The organism is Megasphaera hutchinsoni (genome assembly GCF_001553405.1).
GTDB lineage: Bacteria > Bacillota > Negativicutes > Veillonellales > Megasphaeraceae > Megasphaera > Megasphaera hutchinsoni.
Genome location: NZ_KQ960952.1, coordinates 322,342 through 340,072 on the forward strand (window position 1 = coordinate 322,342; position 17,731 = coordinate 340,072).

At 40.1% G+C, this 17,731-nt stretch carries 14 protein-coding genes; 1 reads left to right on the forward strand and 13 read right to left on the reverse strand.

Annotation, left to right across the window (positions count from 1 at the left end):
* Positions 1–17: 17 nt before the first annotated feature.
* From holA to deoD, 9 genes are all read right to left on the reverse strand, one after another.
* Positions 18–1,043: a DNA polymerase III subunit delta gene (holA, locus tag HMPREF3182_RS05525; protein ID WP_062486009.1), complete on the reverse strand. Its 1,026-nt coding sequence runs from the start codon at positions 1,041–1,043 to the stop codon at positions 18–20.
* Positions 1,040–3,124, reverse strand: coding sequence for a ComEC/Rec2 family competence protein (locus HMPREF3182_RS05530; RefSeq protein WP_062486012.1), 2,085 nt, complete (start codon positions 3,122–3,124; stop codon positions 1,040–1,042). Before HMPREF3182_RS05530 ends, holA begins: the two co-directional genes overlap by 4 nt.
* On the reverse strand, positions 3,121–3,657 hold the full coding sequence (locus HMPREF3182_RS05535) for a ComEA family DNA-binding protein (protein WP_007392406.1): 537 nt from the start codon (positions 3,655–3,657) through the stop codon (positions 3,121–3,123). Before HMPREF3182_RS05535 ends, HMPREF3182_RS05530 begins: the two co-directional genes overlap by 4 nt.
* 170 nt (positions 3,658–3,827) lie before the next feature.
* Positions 3,828–5,282: a TrkH family potassium uptake protein gene (locus HMPREF3182_RS05540; RefSeq protein WP_062486016.1), complete on the reverse strand. Its 1,455-nt coding sequence runs from the start codon at positions 5,280–5,282 to the stop codon at positions 3,828–3,830.
* Positions 5,283–5,291: 9 nt separating this feature from the next.
* Positions 5,292–6,731: a potassium transporter TrkG gene (locus tag HMPREF3182_RS05545; RefSeq protein WP_062486019.1), complete on the reverse strand. Its 1,440-nt coding sequence runs from the start codon at positions 6,729–6,731 to the stop codon at positions 5,292–5,294.
* Between the two features lies 1 nt (position 6,732).
* Positions 6,733–8,088: a Trk system potassium transporter TrkA gene (gene trkA / locus HMPREF3182_RS05550; protein ID WP_007392408.1), complete on the reverse strand. Its 1,356-nt coding sequence runs from the start codon at positions 8,086–8,088 to the stop codon at positions 6,733–6,735.
* A 112-nt stretch (positions 8,089–8,200) separates the two neighbouring features.
* On the reverse strand, positions 8,201–8,833 hold the full coding sequence (locus HMPREF3182_RS05555; protein ID WP_062486022.1) for a radical SAM protein: 633 nt from the start codon (positions 8,831–8,833) through the stop codon (positions 8,201–8,203).
* Positions 8,823–9,152, reverse strand: a complete 330-nt coding sequence (gene queD, locus HMPREF3182_RS05560; RefSeq protein WP_007392424.1) for a 6-carboxytetrahydropterin synthase QueD — start codon at positions 9,150–9,152, stop codon at positions 8,823–8,825. Before queD ends, HMPREF3182_RS05555 begins: the two co-directional genes overlap by 11 nt.
* Before the next feature lie 14 nt (positions 9,153–9,166).
* Complete coding sequence (deoD, locus tag HMPREF3182_RS05565; protein WP_062486026.1) at positions 9,167–9,874, reverse strand: purine-nucleoside phosphorylase; 708 nt, start codon at positions 9,872–9,874, stop codon at positions 9,167–9,169.
* 199 nt (positions 9,875–10,073) lie between these two features.
* Between deoD and HMPREF3182_RS05570 the strand changes: the two genes are divergently transcribed.
* On the forward strand, positions 10,074–10,982 hold the full coding sequence (locus tag HMPREF3182_RS05570; protein ID WP_062486029.1) for a fumarylacetoacetate hydrolase family protein: 909 nt from the start codon (positions 10,074–10,076) through the stop codon (positions 10,980–10,982).
* Positions 10,983–11,289: 307 nt separating this feature from the next.
* On the opposite strand, the gene HMPREF3182_RS05575 is transcribed toward HMPREF3182_RS05570, so the two are convergent.
* From HMPREF3182_RS05575 to HMPREF3182_RS05590, 4 genes are all read right to left on the reverse strand, one after another.
* The gene (locus tag HMPREF3182_RS05575; RefSeq protein ID WP_007392420.1) at positions 11,290–12,627 is read right to left on the reverse strand and encodes an MATE family efflux transporter; all 1,338 of its coding nucleotides are present in this window, start codon (positions 12,625–12,627) and stop codon (positions 11,290–11,292) included.
* A 133-nt stretch (positions 12,628–12,760) separates the two neighbouring features.
* On the reverse strand, positions 12,761–15,874 hold the full coding sequence (locus HMPREF3182_RS05580; RefSeq protein WP_062486031.1) for an efflux RND transporter permease subunit: 3,114 nt from the start codon (positions 15,872–15,874) through the stop codon (positions 12,761–12,763).
* 4 nt (positions 15,875–15,878) lie between these two features.
* Positions 15,879–17,039 (reverse strand): efflux RND transporter periplasmic adaptor subunit, encoded by a 1,161-nt coding sequence (locus HMPREF3182_RS05585; protein ID WP_062486034.1) that lies wholly within the window; start codon positions 17,037–17,039, stop codon positions 15,879–15,881.
* A complete protein-coding gene (locus tag HMPREF3182_RS05590) occupies positions 17,008–17,616 on the reverse strand; it encodes a TetR/AcrR family transcriptional regulator (RefSeq protein ID WP_062486037.1) in 609 nt (202 codons plus the stop codon). Before HMPREF3182_RS05590 ends, HMPREF3182_RS05585 begins: the two co-directional genes overlap by 32 nt.
* Positions 17,617–17,731: the final 115 nt, after the last annotated feature.

Below are 17,731 nucleotides of genomic sequence, written 5' to 3' on the forward strand. Positions count from 1 at the left end.
TCTATCCCTACCCACTATCATAATATACTATGATAATTAGGCTTACATGCACTACACAACAAGGGTTCTATATCGTCAATTGATAATACCCCTTGACGAATATCAAACTGTAAATGAAACAAAAAAAGAGATAATGCTCTTAATGATGCAATCGACCAATTCTTTCCCTTTTGTTTAATATGCCATAATTCGCCTCTCATCGGTCTTCCCATATTGATTTCTTGCATAATCTCTAACAGCTGCTTTTCGCCCATCCTCATCGCTTGTAATTCCTTATAAGCAATCATTAACCGCACGGTCCTACCTAACGTTCCTAAATTTTTTATATACTGTTTACTATTAAACAAGGATGCACAAAAAGGCTGTATTTTCTCTTGCTGCTGAGCAAAAAAATAATCCATAAAAGTAAACAATTTTTTATCCATATTATCCACAAATAAATGATCGACATCCTCTTTTCGGATATCTTGATGCGGCTCGATGATAAGGCATAAACGTTCTAATTCTGAAACAATATAACGAAGAGGGAGTGTTTCCCATGTCGAAAATAATGCTTGCAAATACGTTCTCCCAGCTGGCAATAAACGATGCCCCTGTTGCTGCAGATATTGTTGTATAAACGTAAGAATATCGGATACCTCTAAGGGATTGCAACGTACAACTGAAGCAAACGGAAGTAGTGCCTTAAATAAAGGATCTTTTTCATCGACTGTTCCTTCTATATAGAATAACAAACCACTTGTTTCTGCCAATGAAGTAACTTTATCTATAAACCATTCTTCTTGAGACGTCAATTTTTTTCGCGAGGCCCCTTTGTGTTTTCCTCGTATAACACTGGGTTGTTGCCATATGACAATATCTTTTCCGCCAAACAAATCGGTTGACTCTAACATCTCAACGACTTCTTGCATCGTTGCCGCAGCGCCATAAGTGTGTACCCGTATCTCCGCTTTTAGCCGTGTCGAACAAGCTTGTAAAAAAGACTTTTTCCCCTGTTCTAATAAATATTCTTCTTGTCCCAAAACAAAGCAAATTCCGTTCATAGGGTAACTCCTTTATATCGTTGAAAATACCATTTTCCCTTATAATATGAAGCAATCAACTCGCCTGTCGTAGCTGGCGAAAAGCAAGAAATTCCCTCATATGCTGCTTTTTGTAACCACGCCGTACAAGCAGGAATACCCTTAACCGGACAATGAACAATCCACACTCCCGCACCTATTGGGGGAATAACATTACCCGTATCAGCACGATATAATTCTACACAGGATCCTGTCGGCACCTTATACAAACCAATACCATCCCACCAGAAATAAGGAATACCTGGATTACAAAGCATTTCACATCCTCCCTTTTTCAACTGATGGATAGATGCACCTATGTCCATATATGGTGCTAATAAGGAAGCTAACGCCGGCGTTTCCCTGCCCGTAAGGGTGCATTCCTGTAAAACGAAAACGCCTTCATACCGTAACAAAGGTATTATTGTAGATACGACTTGTTCTGCCGTTTTACGACTTTCTTTATTATACCATAATCGAGCTAAATTATCTTTATCTATTACACAAATTGCCGTATCTTTGCCAACATCAAAACTATATACACGATACGTTGGCTGATACCACCACAACACCATATGCCAGAGCACACAACTCATAACCAAGGAATAAATAACGGAACGACAACGCCAAGAAGAAAAAAGTAAACACCCAATAAAAACATACCAAAGAATCACATCTGGCACCAACCAAGCACCATGCCAATAACGACTATATGGCAGGGCCGCTAAAAAATCATTTCCCTTAATAGCAAGCAACAATAACGGCTGTGCGATGGCTAAACATACATGCATCATGCCTAAAGAAAAAAAACTTATAACAGCCGCACTCAAGCCTAATATAATTACTACATCTAGTACAGGTGCTACCAATATATTGGCTACCAACGAATAAACGGGAAATGCTTGAAATGCCTTAAATAATAAGGGCACGATAAATACATGTGCACTTACACATAGCGACGTAGTTTCACACAAAAAAGACGGTAAAAAAGAAAAAAATTCTTTCATGCGCGAATAAAAACACAAGATTCCAGCCGTAGCACCACAAGATAATTGAAATCCTAAATCAAATACAATAAACGGACTGCTTAGCATCATGATACCCATAGCTATACCCAACGCATGCACCCCTATATATTCGCGTTTAGCTACGAGGCTATATACGTTGATTAAACTCATCAATAAAGAACGCGTGACAGGAGCTACAAACCCCGATAATGCACCATAAATAATCATGACCGTTGCAACAACAAAAAACCAAGAATACCCTTTTACACCTATCCCTCGACCAATCAATTGTAAAATCGTAAATAATAAAATCATATGTGAACCCGACACCGAAAGAATATGAATAAGACCCGTTATCGCAAAAGACTCTACTAAAGATGGGGGTAACGTTTCATATTCGCCCCCAAATAACAAGGCACTCATAACGCGTGCATCCTTAGTACCAAGGGCGGACTGAAACTTCCAATACAGCTGCTGACGTATATTCATCATACGATATCGCCAGCCCGAACGAGTTGCTACATAAAATACCTCTGTGTTTTTTTTAATATACATGGAGCCAAATATATGCTGTTCTTTATCCCTATGATAGCGATCAAAACTACCTCGATTTTGGTAATACGAAAGTGCTTGTATCTTTCCACGCACCCGCAATACATCCCCTATTTGATACTTTGGTTCTGCCGGTATGCGAAGATATATTTTCCCCTTATAAGGTGCTTGCAACGATACTATATACGTAGTCATCTCGCCCGTATTCGTTATAATTGTTCTTTTTTTCTCTTCCACCACGCCTACGACTTGTATATATTTACCGATCATATAATATGGCAGCTGTGCATACTCACTTTCAGCAAATTGAATTCGTATTACCCCTATGCCTAAAGCAATCAACATCAAACACACAAAAAGCTGTGCCGTTGGCAAATGTTTCCGTCCTAAAAGTAACGCCCCTAAACAGACAACTCCACCGCTCCCCCAAATAGGAAAACCATATGCAGTTCCCAAAATTCCTGCAATCATAGCTAGGGCCATACTAATGCCGACATATTTCATACTTTTATCGAATATTTAAACTCATCATATTTAGATGGTCCAATTCCCTTAACCTTACAAATGTCCTGACAAGTTGTAAAAGGGCCATTTTTATTGCGATACATGACAATCCGTTTCGCCGTGGTCGGGCCAATCCCTGATAATGTACTTAATTCTCGTTCATCGGCCTGATTAATATTCACCAATCCATCATCTTCTTGTGTATCTTTCGGCACCCCTTGACGAGTATAAGGAATATGAATATGACTTCCATCAGTAGCCGTCGCTGCCATATTTACTTTGCTAACATCCGCATAGGCCACCACATCGCCTGCAGCATGGACCACTTCCCCAATACGCACGCCTTCATCAAAACTATATAATCCCGGATGCCGAACCGCTCCCGTAATAAACACATAATGAATCCCATCTTCTGGTTTCGTCACAACAGGAACGGGTTTTGCTGTAACCTGTTGTGACATGTATATTTGCCAACTAGTCAAACCAACTACACTCATTGCAATCACACATAACCCAAGTTTCCATTTTTTCATCACATGTCCTCCTTACAGTACATACGTATCCTTGCTTTTATTGTAACCAACAACATATAGAAAGAGGCAAAACTTCATCAATTCTTCATACAACCCCAATAACAACGTTATAAAAATAAAAAACGTATCCCAAAAATATATTTTAAGGATACGTTTTTACGTTATCGTCTTTACCAATTTTTATAACTTTTCCAAAAAGACGGCATGAATAATGCTAACACCGTGAAAGACTCCAACCGTCCCATCAACATGACGATGGACACAATAACCTTACTAAATGCTGGTAAGGGTGCATACGTACACGTAGCGCCAAACATACCAAACCCTGGTCCACAATTACTCAAACAAGAAACACTTACACTCATCGCCGCAAAAAGAGGCACACCATCCCATACTAACAAAAAAACACATACCACATTAATCATGACACATACGAAAAAAAATCGGGCAACGCCATGAACAATATCCGCTGATACTTCCTCATGATTAGAATATACCGTCATCACTGCACCAGGATGAATTTTTTGCCGTATCGTGTTCAGTAGCAAATGCCCTAACAACATCACACGCGTAACTTTAAAACCACCAGCTGTTGAACCAGCACAACCGCCAATAAACATCAACAATAATAAGACCAATTTTGAAAAACTTGGCCATTGATCAAAATCCGTTGATACATAACCAGTTGAAGAAGACAATGACACCACTTGGAATAATGCTTGTCGTACCGCCGTAATCCCCGGTACATCCATAACCATCATAATATTGCCAGCAATGGTAAGCGTAGCAATAGCAACCAACGCCAAATAGCATCGATATTCCGTGTTCTCCCAAGCAACACGCCACCCTCGTTTCCACATCGCAACATACATCCCAAAATTTGCACTCGAAAGCAACATAAAGACGATAAGTATCCCTTCAATATAGGGACTATGAAAATGGGCGACACTATCATTATAAGGCGAAAATCCGCCCGTAGCAATCGTAGAAAAAGCGTGATTTAAAGCGATAACCGGCGATAAACCACTGACCCAAAGTGCCAAAAACACTGCCCCCGTAAATATTGCATAAACGATAAATAACGCTTGTGCCATTTCTCTAATACGAGGCAACGAACGCGACGACGATGGTCCCGTACTTTCCGCATTGAACATATGCACCGTACCATGTCCTAATTGCGGTAAAAAAGCAATGAAAATAACAATAATTCCCAAACCGCCTAACCAATGCGTTTCACTCCGCCAAAGCAATACACTTTGAGGAATAAGTGATACATCAGAAATAACCGTTGCCCCCGTACCAGAAAAGCCAGAAATACTTTCCGTCCAACCTTCAATCACACCCAAATAATGACCTAATATATACGGCAACATACCAATTAAAGCAACTGCAACCCAACCTAAGGTGGTAATGGCAATCCCCTCACGCACACTCAACGAACGCTGAATAACCGTACCATACAGCCGAAAACCTCTGCCGATACCAAAAGCAATAAGAATCGTCATACCAAAAGTGAACCAACAACTTTCACCATACCACAAGGCTACACCAAGGGGTAAAAAAAGCGTAATTGCTACGGCTGTCAATAAATTGCCTAATACATATATAACTACTTTACTATCCATGCCTATCTCCTACCACTGCCGCCGCAGATATTGTATTCCCGTATGTACCATGATAAAAAAGGAAAAAATTTCTATCCGGCCGATTATCATCAACAACGCACTATATACTTTTACCCACATAGGTAAAAAAACAATATCTCCATGACTAAATAGATACACAGTCGTCCCTGTACTAGAAAGAGCACCAATCGATAAACCCATGGCGGTTAAAGGAGATATACCACCTAAAGAAATAACCAATGCCGAAACGAAAAAAACCGCTACAAACAAGAAAAAATACGTCAATATACGACTCATAATTTGCATTTCCACGGGCATTTTATTGACCGATATATGCAATACCATGCGAGGATGTAAAGTACGCTTCATTTCTTGAATTGCTACCTTTATGAGAATAATACAACGTATAATCCGCAAACCACCTGTAACCGATCCCATACCGCCACCAATAAATGCACTAATAAACAAGATAAACACGGCCATATCTGGCCACTTTGCTACATCCGTAAGCACATAACCACTCGTTGATAAAAACGACAATGTATGAAATAATCCATATTCTATAGCCTCTATCATCGAATAAGAACATATGCGATACAAGACGACAGCAATACCTAAACCACCGCAAAGGATTAGTCCCATAAACACACGCCATTCAATATCACAAAACATATCTTTAAGGCGTTCATATCTCATTTCTTTACTAAAAAGCAAAAAATTTCCTGCCCCCAATAACATACCTATACTCGTCACACCAAGCACACCAGGCATATGTGCATATGTACCTAGCGTCTGATAACCACCACCCATGGAAACTGTCAATAACGCCTGAACTAATGCATCCTGTAACGGCATATGACAAAGCACATAACCACTTATGATGAGTAACGTAAAACAAACATAAAGAAAACCCAATCGCTTTGCCCGCCCATCCAGCTGATGAAACAAGGGACTAAAATGAATACGTTGACGAGCTGACAAAAATAATCCGAAACAGCCACTTACCTGAGGCATAATCGTTGCCAGCAAGAGTATAAAATGCAATCCACCTAGCCAGGTTAATACACCTCGCCATATGCCAAGCACAGCTATCTGCTGAATATACACAGGATGTAAGACGATACCCGTTGTTGTACATGCCGAAGCACTTTCAAAAAACGCATCGCCCACACTGTACTGCCCTGTCAAAAAAAAGGGAATCATGCCTAACCCCGTCATCACCATCCAGATCACGCCCATATACCAAGCACTTTCACGGACACTACATTGTTTATTATGATGGCGACCATAATATATACAGCCTACACTTAAAACCAATGCGGCAAAAAAAGAAGGCAAAAATAACCCCTCCGTACCAACGAAAAAGGAAATCCCAACGGGAAACAAAAAAACAATCCCATCAATACATAACATCCGTCCTAATAAAAAGAAAAACAATCGATTGTTCATCTTAATTCCTACCTTTAAAATACGTCATGACCTTTTGCGAATGCGCCATTTCCATCATAAGAATCGCCCGATCCCCTTCCATAAGTGTCGACGCACCATTAGGAATATATGTTTTGCCGTCACGTACATACGCACATACCAAACATTCTTTTGGCAAGTTAATATCCATTAATCGCTTATTCACGACGGGAGCCCCCTGACGAACCTGCACTTCTACGGCTTCCGCCTTAGCGCCTTCTAACAAAGACACCGAAATAACACCGCCTTGCCGTGCTATCGCTAAAACTTCACTTGCCGACAACAACCGCGTTGAAAGCACCACATCTACCCCTACTTTTTCCATCAAATCAGCATATTCCATACGTGATACGCGCACAATCGTTTTTTTTGCACCTAAATGTTTTGCAATCAATGCTAGCATTAAATTCAACCGATCATCATCAGTTACGCAAACAACCGCATCAGCCACAGCAATTCCCTCTTGTTCTAACAGATCGATATCCGTCCCATCACCACAAATAGCCATGCCATTACGTAAATGTTCCGCTACAAGCAAACTTCGTTCCTTATCCTTATCAATAATCTTTACATCCACATCCTGTTGATCGAGTAACGGTGCTAAAAAACGACCAGTCCGCCCAGCCCCGATAATCATGACTCGTTTAATCCGTGTTACATCATGCTTGAGCCACTCCTTACTAAACGCCTCTATCCCCTTCGGTTCCCCAATAAAATACGCATTATCATCAGGCATTAATTGATCATCACCATGGGGAATAATCATTTTCTTGTTTCTAAAAATCATGCTAACCAATATATTCTTTGGAATAGCCAAATCCTTAAAAGGAATTCCAATCAGTGCCGACTTAGAAGACATCTTCGTTTCTAACATGCGCACCTTGCCATTGGCAAAATCTTCTACATTAAGTGCGGCCGGCGTCATCAAAATGCGATTAATTTCCTTTGCCGTAATAAATTCAGGATTTAACAAACGATCAATATCAAAATTTTCTTTTAAATACTCTCGTGCCTCCGACATAAATTCCATATCACGAATACGAGCAGCCGTATACTTCACCCCGTGCTTTTTAGCTAAAATACAAGCAACCATGTTTACTTCATCAACAGCCGTAGCCGCAATCAGCATATCGGCGCCACGAATATCTGGATCATTCATCGTCAACGGACTCGAACCATTAGCCGCAATCGTTAACACATCCAAATTATTTTTTATCACTTCCAATCGTTCTTCGTCATGATCGACAACAACGACATCAAAATCTTCATTAGATAAAAGCTCGGCAATCGTATATCCTAACTTACCTGCCCCAATAATAACTATACGCAAACTGCTCACCTCAACACATCCTATACCGAATATAAACCCTTTCTCTGGCTACTATCATACGCTTTTTACCAATGTAAAAGCAAGTAAAAACAGTTCCCCTTGCCATCACAATACAATATAGCTATACACCCCGCATATCAGGTGGCCAAATATACTTATGCATCTGCAATTGTAACCGCCATGACGTCAATGAATACCGCTCCATATATGTTACAATATCACGTGGTGCTAACGTTTCAAACACAGCCCCAACATAAATAGCACATGTAGGTTGCACCTCTTCACACAATATACGTGCTACCTCTAAATCTTGATATGACCCAACTACAAATTTTAACACATCTTGCGATCGCAGATGCCGAAAATTAGGTGCATACATTTTTTCTTCCATTTGCGAAAACGGACCTTTGTAATCAATAGTAAACCAAACATGTGGATATACCATATAAGGTAAAATATCGACACTTCCATTTGTTTCAATATTAACATCCTGTGCCGAAAGTGCTTGCAATAAACCATGAATCGGTTGTAATAATGGCTCACCACCAGTCAGCGTAACATTCCGATAACGGACAGCCGCTACAATATCTTCAACGTCCATCGACCGCCCTTCAGCAAAAGCATAGGTTGTATCACAATAAATACAACGCAAATTACACCCACATAATCGAATAAAAGAGGCGAGCTCACCAGCTCGCCTACCTTCACCATCAATACTATGAAAAATTTCATTAATATACAACTTATTTTTCATAGATAGCCACATTCCCTTCGCTTTCTTGTATTTCCACTTTTACACAATAAGGCACCGTATCGCAAATCCATTTAGCCAAATTTTCTGCCGTAGGATTAAAGGGAAACAATTCATTCAAATATTGATGATCCAATTTACCATGCACCAATTCTTTAATTTGCTTAAAATCAACGATCATACCCTGTTCATTTAATTCAGCCGCTTGACAAGTAACATAAATAATCCAATTATGGCCATGTAAATGACGACATTTACTCTCATAATCTAAATGCAACTGATGTGCAGCAGATATTTCCAGTCGCTTTCTAACCGTAAACATACACGTATTGCCCCCTACTCTTCAATAGCCGTATCCAAGGCAATGTGAATCATATTATTAAATGAAAGCTGTCGTTCTTCGGGAGTGCAAGCTTCTTTAGTAATCAACTGATCGCTAACCGTAAATAATCCCAACGCAGCAACGCCATACTTAGCGGCCAACACATATAACCCAGCTGTTTCCATTTCTACCGCAAGGATATCGTAAGCAGACAATTTATCGTTATCAATTTCATCATCATAAAAGCGATCAACTGAAATAACATTTCCTACCCGTACAGGAATATGTGCCGCTATGGCGTTATCATACGCCTTCCGTAGCAACTCAAAATTAGCAATCGGAGCAAACTGAATAGATGGACCAAAAATATTGCGAATAATCCCCGAATCGGTAGTCGCTGCTTGGGCTATCACCACATCACGCAAAGGAATATCCTTTTGCATCCCCCCACACGTGCCTACGCGAATTAACCGTTTTGCCCCATATTCACGAATTAATTCCTGCACATAAATAGAAATAGAAGGAATACCCATTCCCGTTCCCTGTACAGAAATTCGCTTACCTTTATATGTACCCGTAAACCCTAACATATTACGTATATCCGTATAACATATAACATCCTTTAAAAAGGTTTCTGCAATATACTTAGCACGTAAAGGATCCCCTGGTAATAATACCGTTTCAGCAATTTGTCCCGTTGTCGCTGCAATATGTAAACTCATATCTAACCTCCTTGAGAATATCCATCACCATTTTCTGTATATGAAGTATTATAACACATTTTTTCTACAACGATAGTTATTCCCGTAAATTAATCTAGCCACACGAGAAATTGTCCTGTCCAATACCCATATCTACAAAACATGTGTTATAATACTGATACAAATAACCTAACTATACTTAGTAAAAGGAGACTTAATCATGGGCATAAAAAAATTAGCAACCTTTGAGTTTGCTGGATATCCGCAGTGGGGCGTTCTCACTGAAGACGAAACCGGCATTTATAGTGCCTTTTCCTTAGAAGAAGCATTTTTCATTCCCCTTCCAGAAACACTATTAGAATTTGTACGTTTAGGTAACGACGGACTATTAGCACTAGCCAGTGCATGGGAACAAAACGAAACAACAAAAGCCGTTTCACCTATTGCCTTAGACACAGTACAAATACTAGCCCCCTTTCCTGAAGTAGAAAGAAACATCTTCTGTGTAGGAAAAAATTATAGTGACCACATTGACGAATTAAAAGACCTAGCACCCCAGCTAGCACCACAGCCAACCCATCCTGTAATTTTTACCAAAGCGGCCACCTCCGTAATTGGCACAAACGAAATCATTCAATCCCATAAAGGAATTACAAAAGAACTCGATTACGAGGGGGAACTGGCCGTCATCATTGGCAAAACAGGCATCGACATCAGCGAAGCCGAAGCAATGAACTATGTATACGGTTTTACCATCCTCAACGACATTACTGCACGCGATTTACAACGCAATCACGAACAATGGTTTCTCGGCAAAAGCCTGCAAACCTTCTGTCCCATGGGGCCCTACCTCCTCTTGCGTGATGCTGCACCTTCCTCCTTTACCATTACCACTGAAGTAAACGGACAACTACGGCAAGATGCCTCAACGGCAGAATGCATATTCTCTATTGCCCACTTAATTCATACCCTATCGCAAGGCATGCCCTTGATGGCCGGAGATGTACTCGCAACAGGCACCCCTTCAGGTGTTGGCATGGGCTTTAACCCACCACGCTATCTGAAAACACACGATACGGTAAGCGTCAACATATCCGCTATCGGTACCTTAACCAACACCATCGAATAAATAAAAAGCAAAAATAGCATGACACACAGACCTACCTAGTGCAACTACACATGGTAGGTCTTTTACCATACTCTATTCGCTTGGTTACCTAGTAAAAAGACTGTGCTTATATCACTGCTATCATTTGCTAAATAAAGTACACATGTATCTATTTATTTTCACAACTCCCATATAATCTAAATGCGGTTTGAACTGCGTTTAGATCTTTTCAAACCATGTCCACATACCTCATATGAATATATGTTTATAAGCCCAAAGTTAACATCATTTTCTATTATTAACAAAAAATGTTTTTTCTATTAATTTATTATTTTCCTACTTTTTTCATCGTATGTTGAACATACATATAACATCCCCCTGTAAAGAAACAAGCAATGATCCAACATAACGGACTGGCCATACAAATTCCCCAATACCCCCAAATAGTGGCTAACCCAAAGGCCGCACCTCCGCGAACAAATAATTCTAATAGACTACTAACGAGAGGTACGCTAGATATGCCCATCCCTTGTAAAGCATTGCGATAAACAAAAATTTGTCCCAAAAAGATATAACAAGGAACGGATGTATAAACATATAGCATAGCTTGTTTCATCAATAAAGGATCATAAGTCGTCGTAAACAAACGAACGACATCATGCCCTAATAAAAACATGCTCACAGCGGCAATCACACAAAATCCAAACGATAAAAGCGAACATTGATGAACGCCTTGACGTATACGTTCATATTTGCCTGCACCGTAATTCTGTGCCGTATATACAGCCATTGATATACCAAATGAAATCATCGGTTGCATGGCTAGTTGTTCCATCCGTGTAGCTGAAACAAAGCCAGCAATCGTTTCTGGTCCAAACGTATTACAAACAGATTGCACAGCTAAAATACCCAAACTAATAATGACAAATTGCAACGCCATAGGTATACCTAGACGCAAGTGTTGCCAAGCAAAATAGGTATCCCACTGCCAATCAGATACATGAAAGCGAAGTAAGGGAAAGCGTTTATACATATAGCCAAAACAAGCTGCTGTGGCAATAAGTTGTGAAATAACCAAGGCGATCGCCGAACCTGCTACGCCCCAACCAAATTGAATGATAAACAATAAGGCTAGAATAATATTAATGACCGATGAAAGAATTAAAAAATATAAAGGAGTCTTACTATCGCCTAAGGCTCGACAAACATTCGATAACAAGTTATATAGCATCATTGCAATTAGACCATAGACAATAATAATAATATAGTGATAGGAATTATCATATAATTGGGGGGAAATGTTCATAAAATGCATTACATAGGGCATACTCCAAACCATACCTATCGTAAGAATAATACTGAAAATAATGGATAACAGTAAGGACATAGCAAAACTACGCCGTACGCCATTGTGATCACCTGCCCCAAAATGCTGCCCCGTAATGACTGTAAACCCTGCCGATAAGCCTACCGTGATACCGAGCAGTGCCATAAAAACTGGACCAGTTGCACCTACGGCAGCTAAGGCTTCTACACCGATTGTCCGACCAACGATAATGACATCAGCAATATTATAAAATTGTTGAAATAAATTTCCTATTAATAAGGGAATCATAAACGCAAGCATTAGGCGTAAAGGATTCCCCGATGTCATACTTTTTACCATACATACTCCTTTCCTATCCCCTCTATTTGGATAGCAGTACTATTATATCACAAATATTCCTTTTCCATCGCTCCACAAGAAGAAGAAAAGAAATGAATTATCCTTAGATAATTCATTTCTTTTCTTATACTATCTATATACGAATCTTTATTCGTTGCACAATGATAAATAATAAAGGAATGAAAAAGATCCCTAATATTGTCGCCATGGATGTACCACAAACGACAGTAATCCCCATAGTAATACGTGAAGAAGCACCAGCTCCCGATGCCACGATCAATGGGATAGCCCCAAAGATAAAAGCAAGCGACGTCATGACAATAGGTCGAATACGGATCTTTGCCGCCTCAATCACGGCCGACACGATATCCATCCCTCTTTCTTCTACCCGTACTTTTGCGTATTCAATAATTAAGATAGCATTTTTTGCGGACAACCCAATCACCGCTAAAATACCAATTTGGAAATAAATATTATTTTGCAAATGCAATACATACGCAAACAGAGATGCACCAAATAACCCCGTTGGCACGCTAAGCAAGACGGCAAACGGTACCTTAAAGCTTTCGTATAATGCCGCTAAAATGAGGAACACAAAAAGTAGTGCTAAAGCAAAAATATATATAGTCTTGTTCCCTGCTTCTACTTCTTCCCGACTCATACCACTCCATTCATACGCATAACCTTCACCCAGGGTTTGTTGTGCAACCTCACGCAAAGCTTGTAACGCATCGCCTGAACTATATCCTTTAGCTGGCATTCCCTGCAATTTAATCGCTGGATAATTATTAAAACGAGTGATAATGGAAGCAGATCCCATAGGAGAAGGTGTAACAAAATGTTGTATAGGCACCATATTTCCCTGTTTATCGCGTACGAAGATATGCGACAGATCCGTAATTTGACCTCGATAATCCGAAGCAGCTTGAACGAACACCTTAAAGTTACGCCCAAACATCATAAAATCATTTACTTGATAGGAACCATAAAAAATTTGCAGTGTCTGATATAATTCTTTAAGATTTACCCCTTCACGGGCAATCTTTTGCCGATCAAGCATTAATTCATACCCCGGTGTGTCACTTGTAAAGGCGGTAAAAATTGCCGCTATTTCCGGTCGTTCCTTTGCCTTTTCAAGAAATTGTTGCGCTGTCTGTCCTAATTCAGCAATAGTATGACCGCCACGGTTTTCAATTTGTAATGAAAAACCCGAAGACGTTCCCATGCCATCAATCGGAGGCGGATTCATTGCCAACACAGTCGCTTCTGGAACAGCCATGCCTTGTTTCATTATCTTACCCACAAGCATATATGAAGATAATTCCAAACCAGGCCGTTTTTTCCAATCATCCATACCAATAAAGGAAGTCATCCCATTCGCCTTAGGGCCACCCGCCAAGACACTAAACCCTACTACATTAAGCATATTAGCCACGCCTGGCTGCTGTTGTACCCATTTACTAAAGGCAGAGCCCACTTTTTGGGTTTCTTCTTGCGACATTCCCTCTGGCAATGTCATATTTAAAATAACAAACCCATTATCCTCGGGTGGAACAAATCCCTTGGGCAACGATATAAACAACATCGCTGTCAATCCGCTAATCACAACTAAGACTACCAGACTTAAACGCAAGTGATTTTTTATCTGTACTAACCGCTTTCCATACGCATTTATAAGACGTTCTACTCTATCATTAAACCATATAAAAAAGCGTACCCCCACATGCGGTGTCGAACGTTTTTCATGTGGTCGTAACAATAATGGACAAAGTGCCGGTGTTAATGTCAACGCCACCCAAGCTGAAATACCTACAGATACGGCAATTGTCAAGGCAAATTGTCGATATAATACACCACTCATACCGCCTAAAAATGCAACTGGTACAAAGACGGCTGCTAGTACACAAGCTACACCAATAACAGGTTTTTGTACATTTTCCATCGCTATATACGTAGCCTCTCGCGGCGTTCGATTATGATACTTCATTTCATAGACCACCGCTTCAATCACGACAATCGCATCATCTACCAACAAACCAATCGCTAAGACCATAGCAAATAACGTAAGCGTATTAATGGAAAACCCCAATACGGTAAAACAAGCAAACGTCCCTAATAACGAAACGGGAACAGCAATTAGCGGGATCAATGTAGACCGTGCATTTTGCAAAAATAAAAAGACAATCAAAGCGACCAACAACAATGCTTCAACAAATGTTTTAAGTACTTCTTCAATAGATGCTTTCACAAAGACAGTACTATCATAAATAATTTTATAATTCATATCATCAGGAAAGCGAGCTTGTTCTTTTTCTAATACTTTTTTGATTTCCCCTACAGTCTGCATAGCATTAGCGTCAGATGTAAGCGAAACCATGAATCCCATCGCGGGATGTCCGTTGACATTACTTTCCATCGAATAATCTTGTGCACCTAATTGCACGCTGGCAATATCCCCTACATAAATAGGTGAACCGTCAGGGTTTGTTTTGATAACAACATGCTTAAATTCATCCACCGATTGCAAGCGGCCATTCGCTCGTAAGGGATATTGATAAATACCATCGACTTGTCCTGGCTGAGCACCCACCATACCCACAGCAGCTTGTGCGTTTTGTGTGCGTAAAGCATTCACTACTTCCATGGGAGTAACTTTAAAAATACCCATTTTCATTGGATTGAGCCAAATCCGCATAGCATAATCCGAACCAAATTCTTGTACATTCCCTACCCCAGGAATTGATTTTATCGTATCTAAAAAATACTGCGACGCGTAATTTTTCATAAAAATAGGATCATATGTTCCATGCGGCGATACTAAAGCAAACACCATCGCCATTGAAGTTGTCGATTTTTGTACCGAAATACCAGCCTGTGCTACTTCTTGCGGTAACAAGGGAGCAATTTGCTGAATGCGATTTTGCATATTAATAACATCCATATCCACATTACTGCCTGGCTCAAATTGTGCCTGCAACGAATATAGTCCCATGTCATTGCCCATACTTTCGATACTAACCAAATGGTCAATACCACTTAACTGCTTTTCAAGTACACTAGCAACGGTTGCATTAATAACTTCCGCATTTGCCCCCATATACCGTGTAAATACACGTACTTGTGGAGGCGTTACATTCGGATACTTAGCAACGGGCAAGGTACCCAAAGCAATTAAACCCAAAATAGAAATAATGAGGGATATAACGATAGCAAAAATAGGTCTACGTATAAAAAATTTAGATATCACGTAATTACCCCTCCTTCATCTCGCCAATAGAAACAGTTTTCTTATCAATATCCGCCTTGGTTAACCGATGAAAAGATAAATCGACCCCCTTCATTTTTTGAAAACCATCGACAACGATAATATCGCCTGCTTGAATGCCTGAACGAATAATCCAATACGCACCATACTTTTTACCCGGTTGTACTTCTTTCGTATGTACCTTATTAGACGCATCGACGACTGAAATAAAATATTTCCCGAGCGTTTGTTGTACTGCTCGTTGCGGTACTAACAGCACTTTTTGACGCACTGGTTGAGAGGCTATGACCGTACCATATAACCCAGGAATCAAGATATGATGTGGATTAGCAAAAGACGCTTTGATCAAAACAGAACCAGCACTACCTTCCATACTATGATTAACTTGTACAACTCGTCCTTTTTCTGGATACATACTGCCATCAGAAAGGCGTAATTGTAAGGCTTGTCCCCACGTGCTATGATTCATATTACCTTTTGCCCACTGCAAATACGCTTCCTCTCCCAAGGAAAAAGAAACCAATACGGGATCGGTTGAAGAAATCGTAACGACAGGCGTATTTCCAGCCGTAACATACGTTCCTACGGGTACATCATCCACCCCTAATACGCCCGTAAAAGGAGCATATATCACCGTATCAGCGAGCGTGTCTTGAGCTGCTCGTACGCGTGTTTCTTGAGCTTGTACAACCGCTTCTTGTTGCCGCATCAAGGATTCTTGATCTGTAACCATCTGTGTAGAAACGGCATGTTGCTTACTCAATTGCTGATATCGATGATAATTCAACGCCTGATTGGCTAAGACAGCTTTGGCACGTGCCGCTTCTGCTTTTGCCACGGCGAGTGCATTTTCTTGATCACGCTTATCTAGCCGAAAGAGCGGTTGTCCTGCCCGTACATTTTGCCCACCTTGCACATATTTTTCTACGATCCGCCCGGATACATTCGCTCGTATCGGTACCTTTTCTGCCGCAATAACCATGCCACTATACTCATCTTGCAACGTCACTTCTTCAGCTGTGACCTCATAAGTATTCACCGCAATCGGCCCCTTTGGCAAACCAGCCGGTGCACCACAACCGCTTAACATACAAACCATAACAATAGCTATTACACTACTTATCAACCCTTTTCGGTTTCCGCTCATCGCACATCCTCCCATTCACCTTAATTCCATATAAAAGCATATCTAAGCATTTTGTCATATAGGAAAAAAACGAATACTCATGTTCCATTTCATCCATATAATCCAATATATCCGCAGCGGCATTCTTGACAAGATGCATAAACAAGGAAATATCAAACGTGCGAAAGATTCCCTCATCTTGACCTTGTGCTACCAATAATTCAAGGATCTCCCAATCTCGATTAACCATAATCCGTAATTTTTTTCGTACTTCTGGGACTCGTGATAACCATACATTCATATGGCGAACAGAAAATACCTGTGCTTGCCTTGATGACATCTGAAAAAATTTCATCATTTTTTCATCCGTTGGTAATGTCGTATCCTCTAATAATGCTTTATGTTCTCGATATAACTCATCCGCAAAAGCAACTAAGGATTGCCAAATGATATCTTGCTTCGATGTAAAATGTTCATACACCGTGCGTTTACTGATATGTAACCGCTTAGCTAGCTCATCTATATGAAAATCAGCCCCTTGCGTATTCACCAAAAACAAAGCTTCTGATAAAATTCGCTGTTGTATTGTTTCTTCCATGTAAATATCTCCTCTATTTGGGAAAACTTTTTCATAAAACTCAGTACCACAATCTAGTTTACGCTTTATGTAAAAAAAAGTCAACAAAGGTAACTACACAAAAAAACGCTTTTTA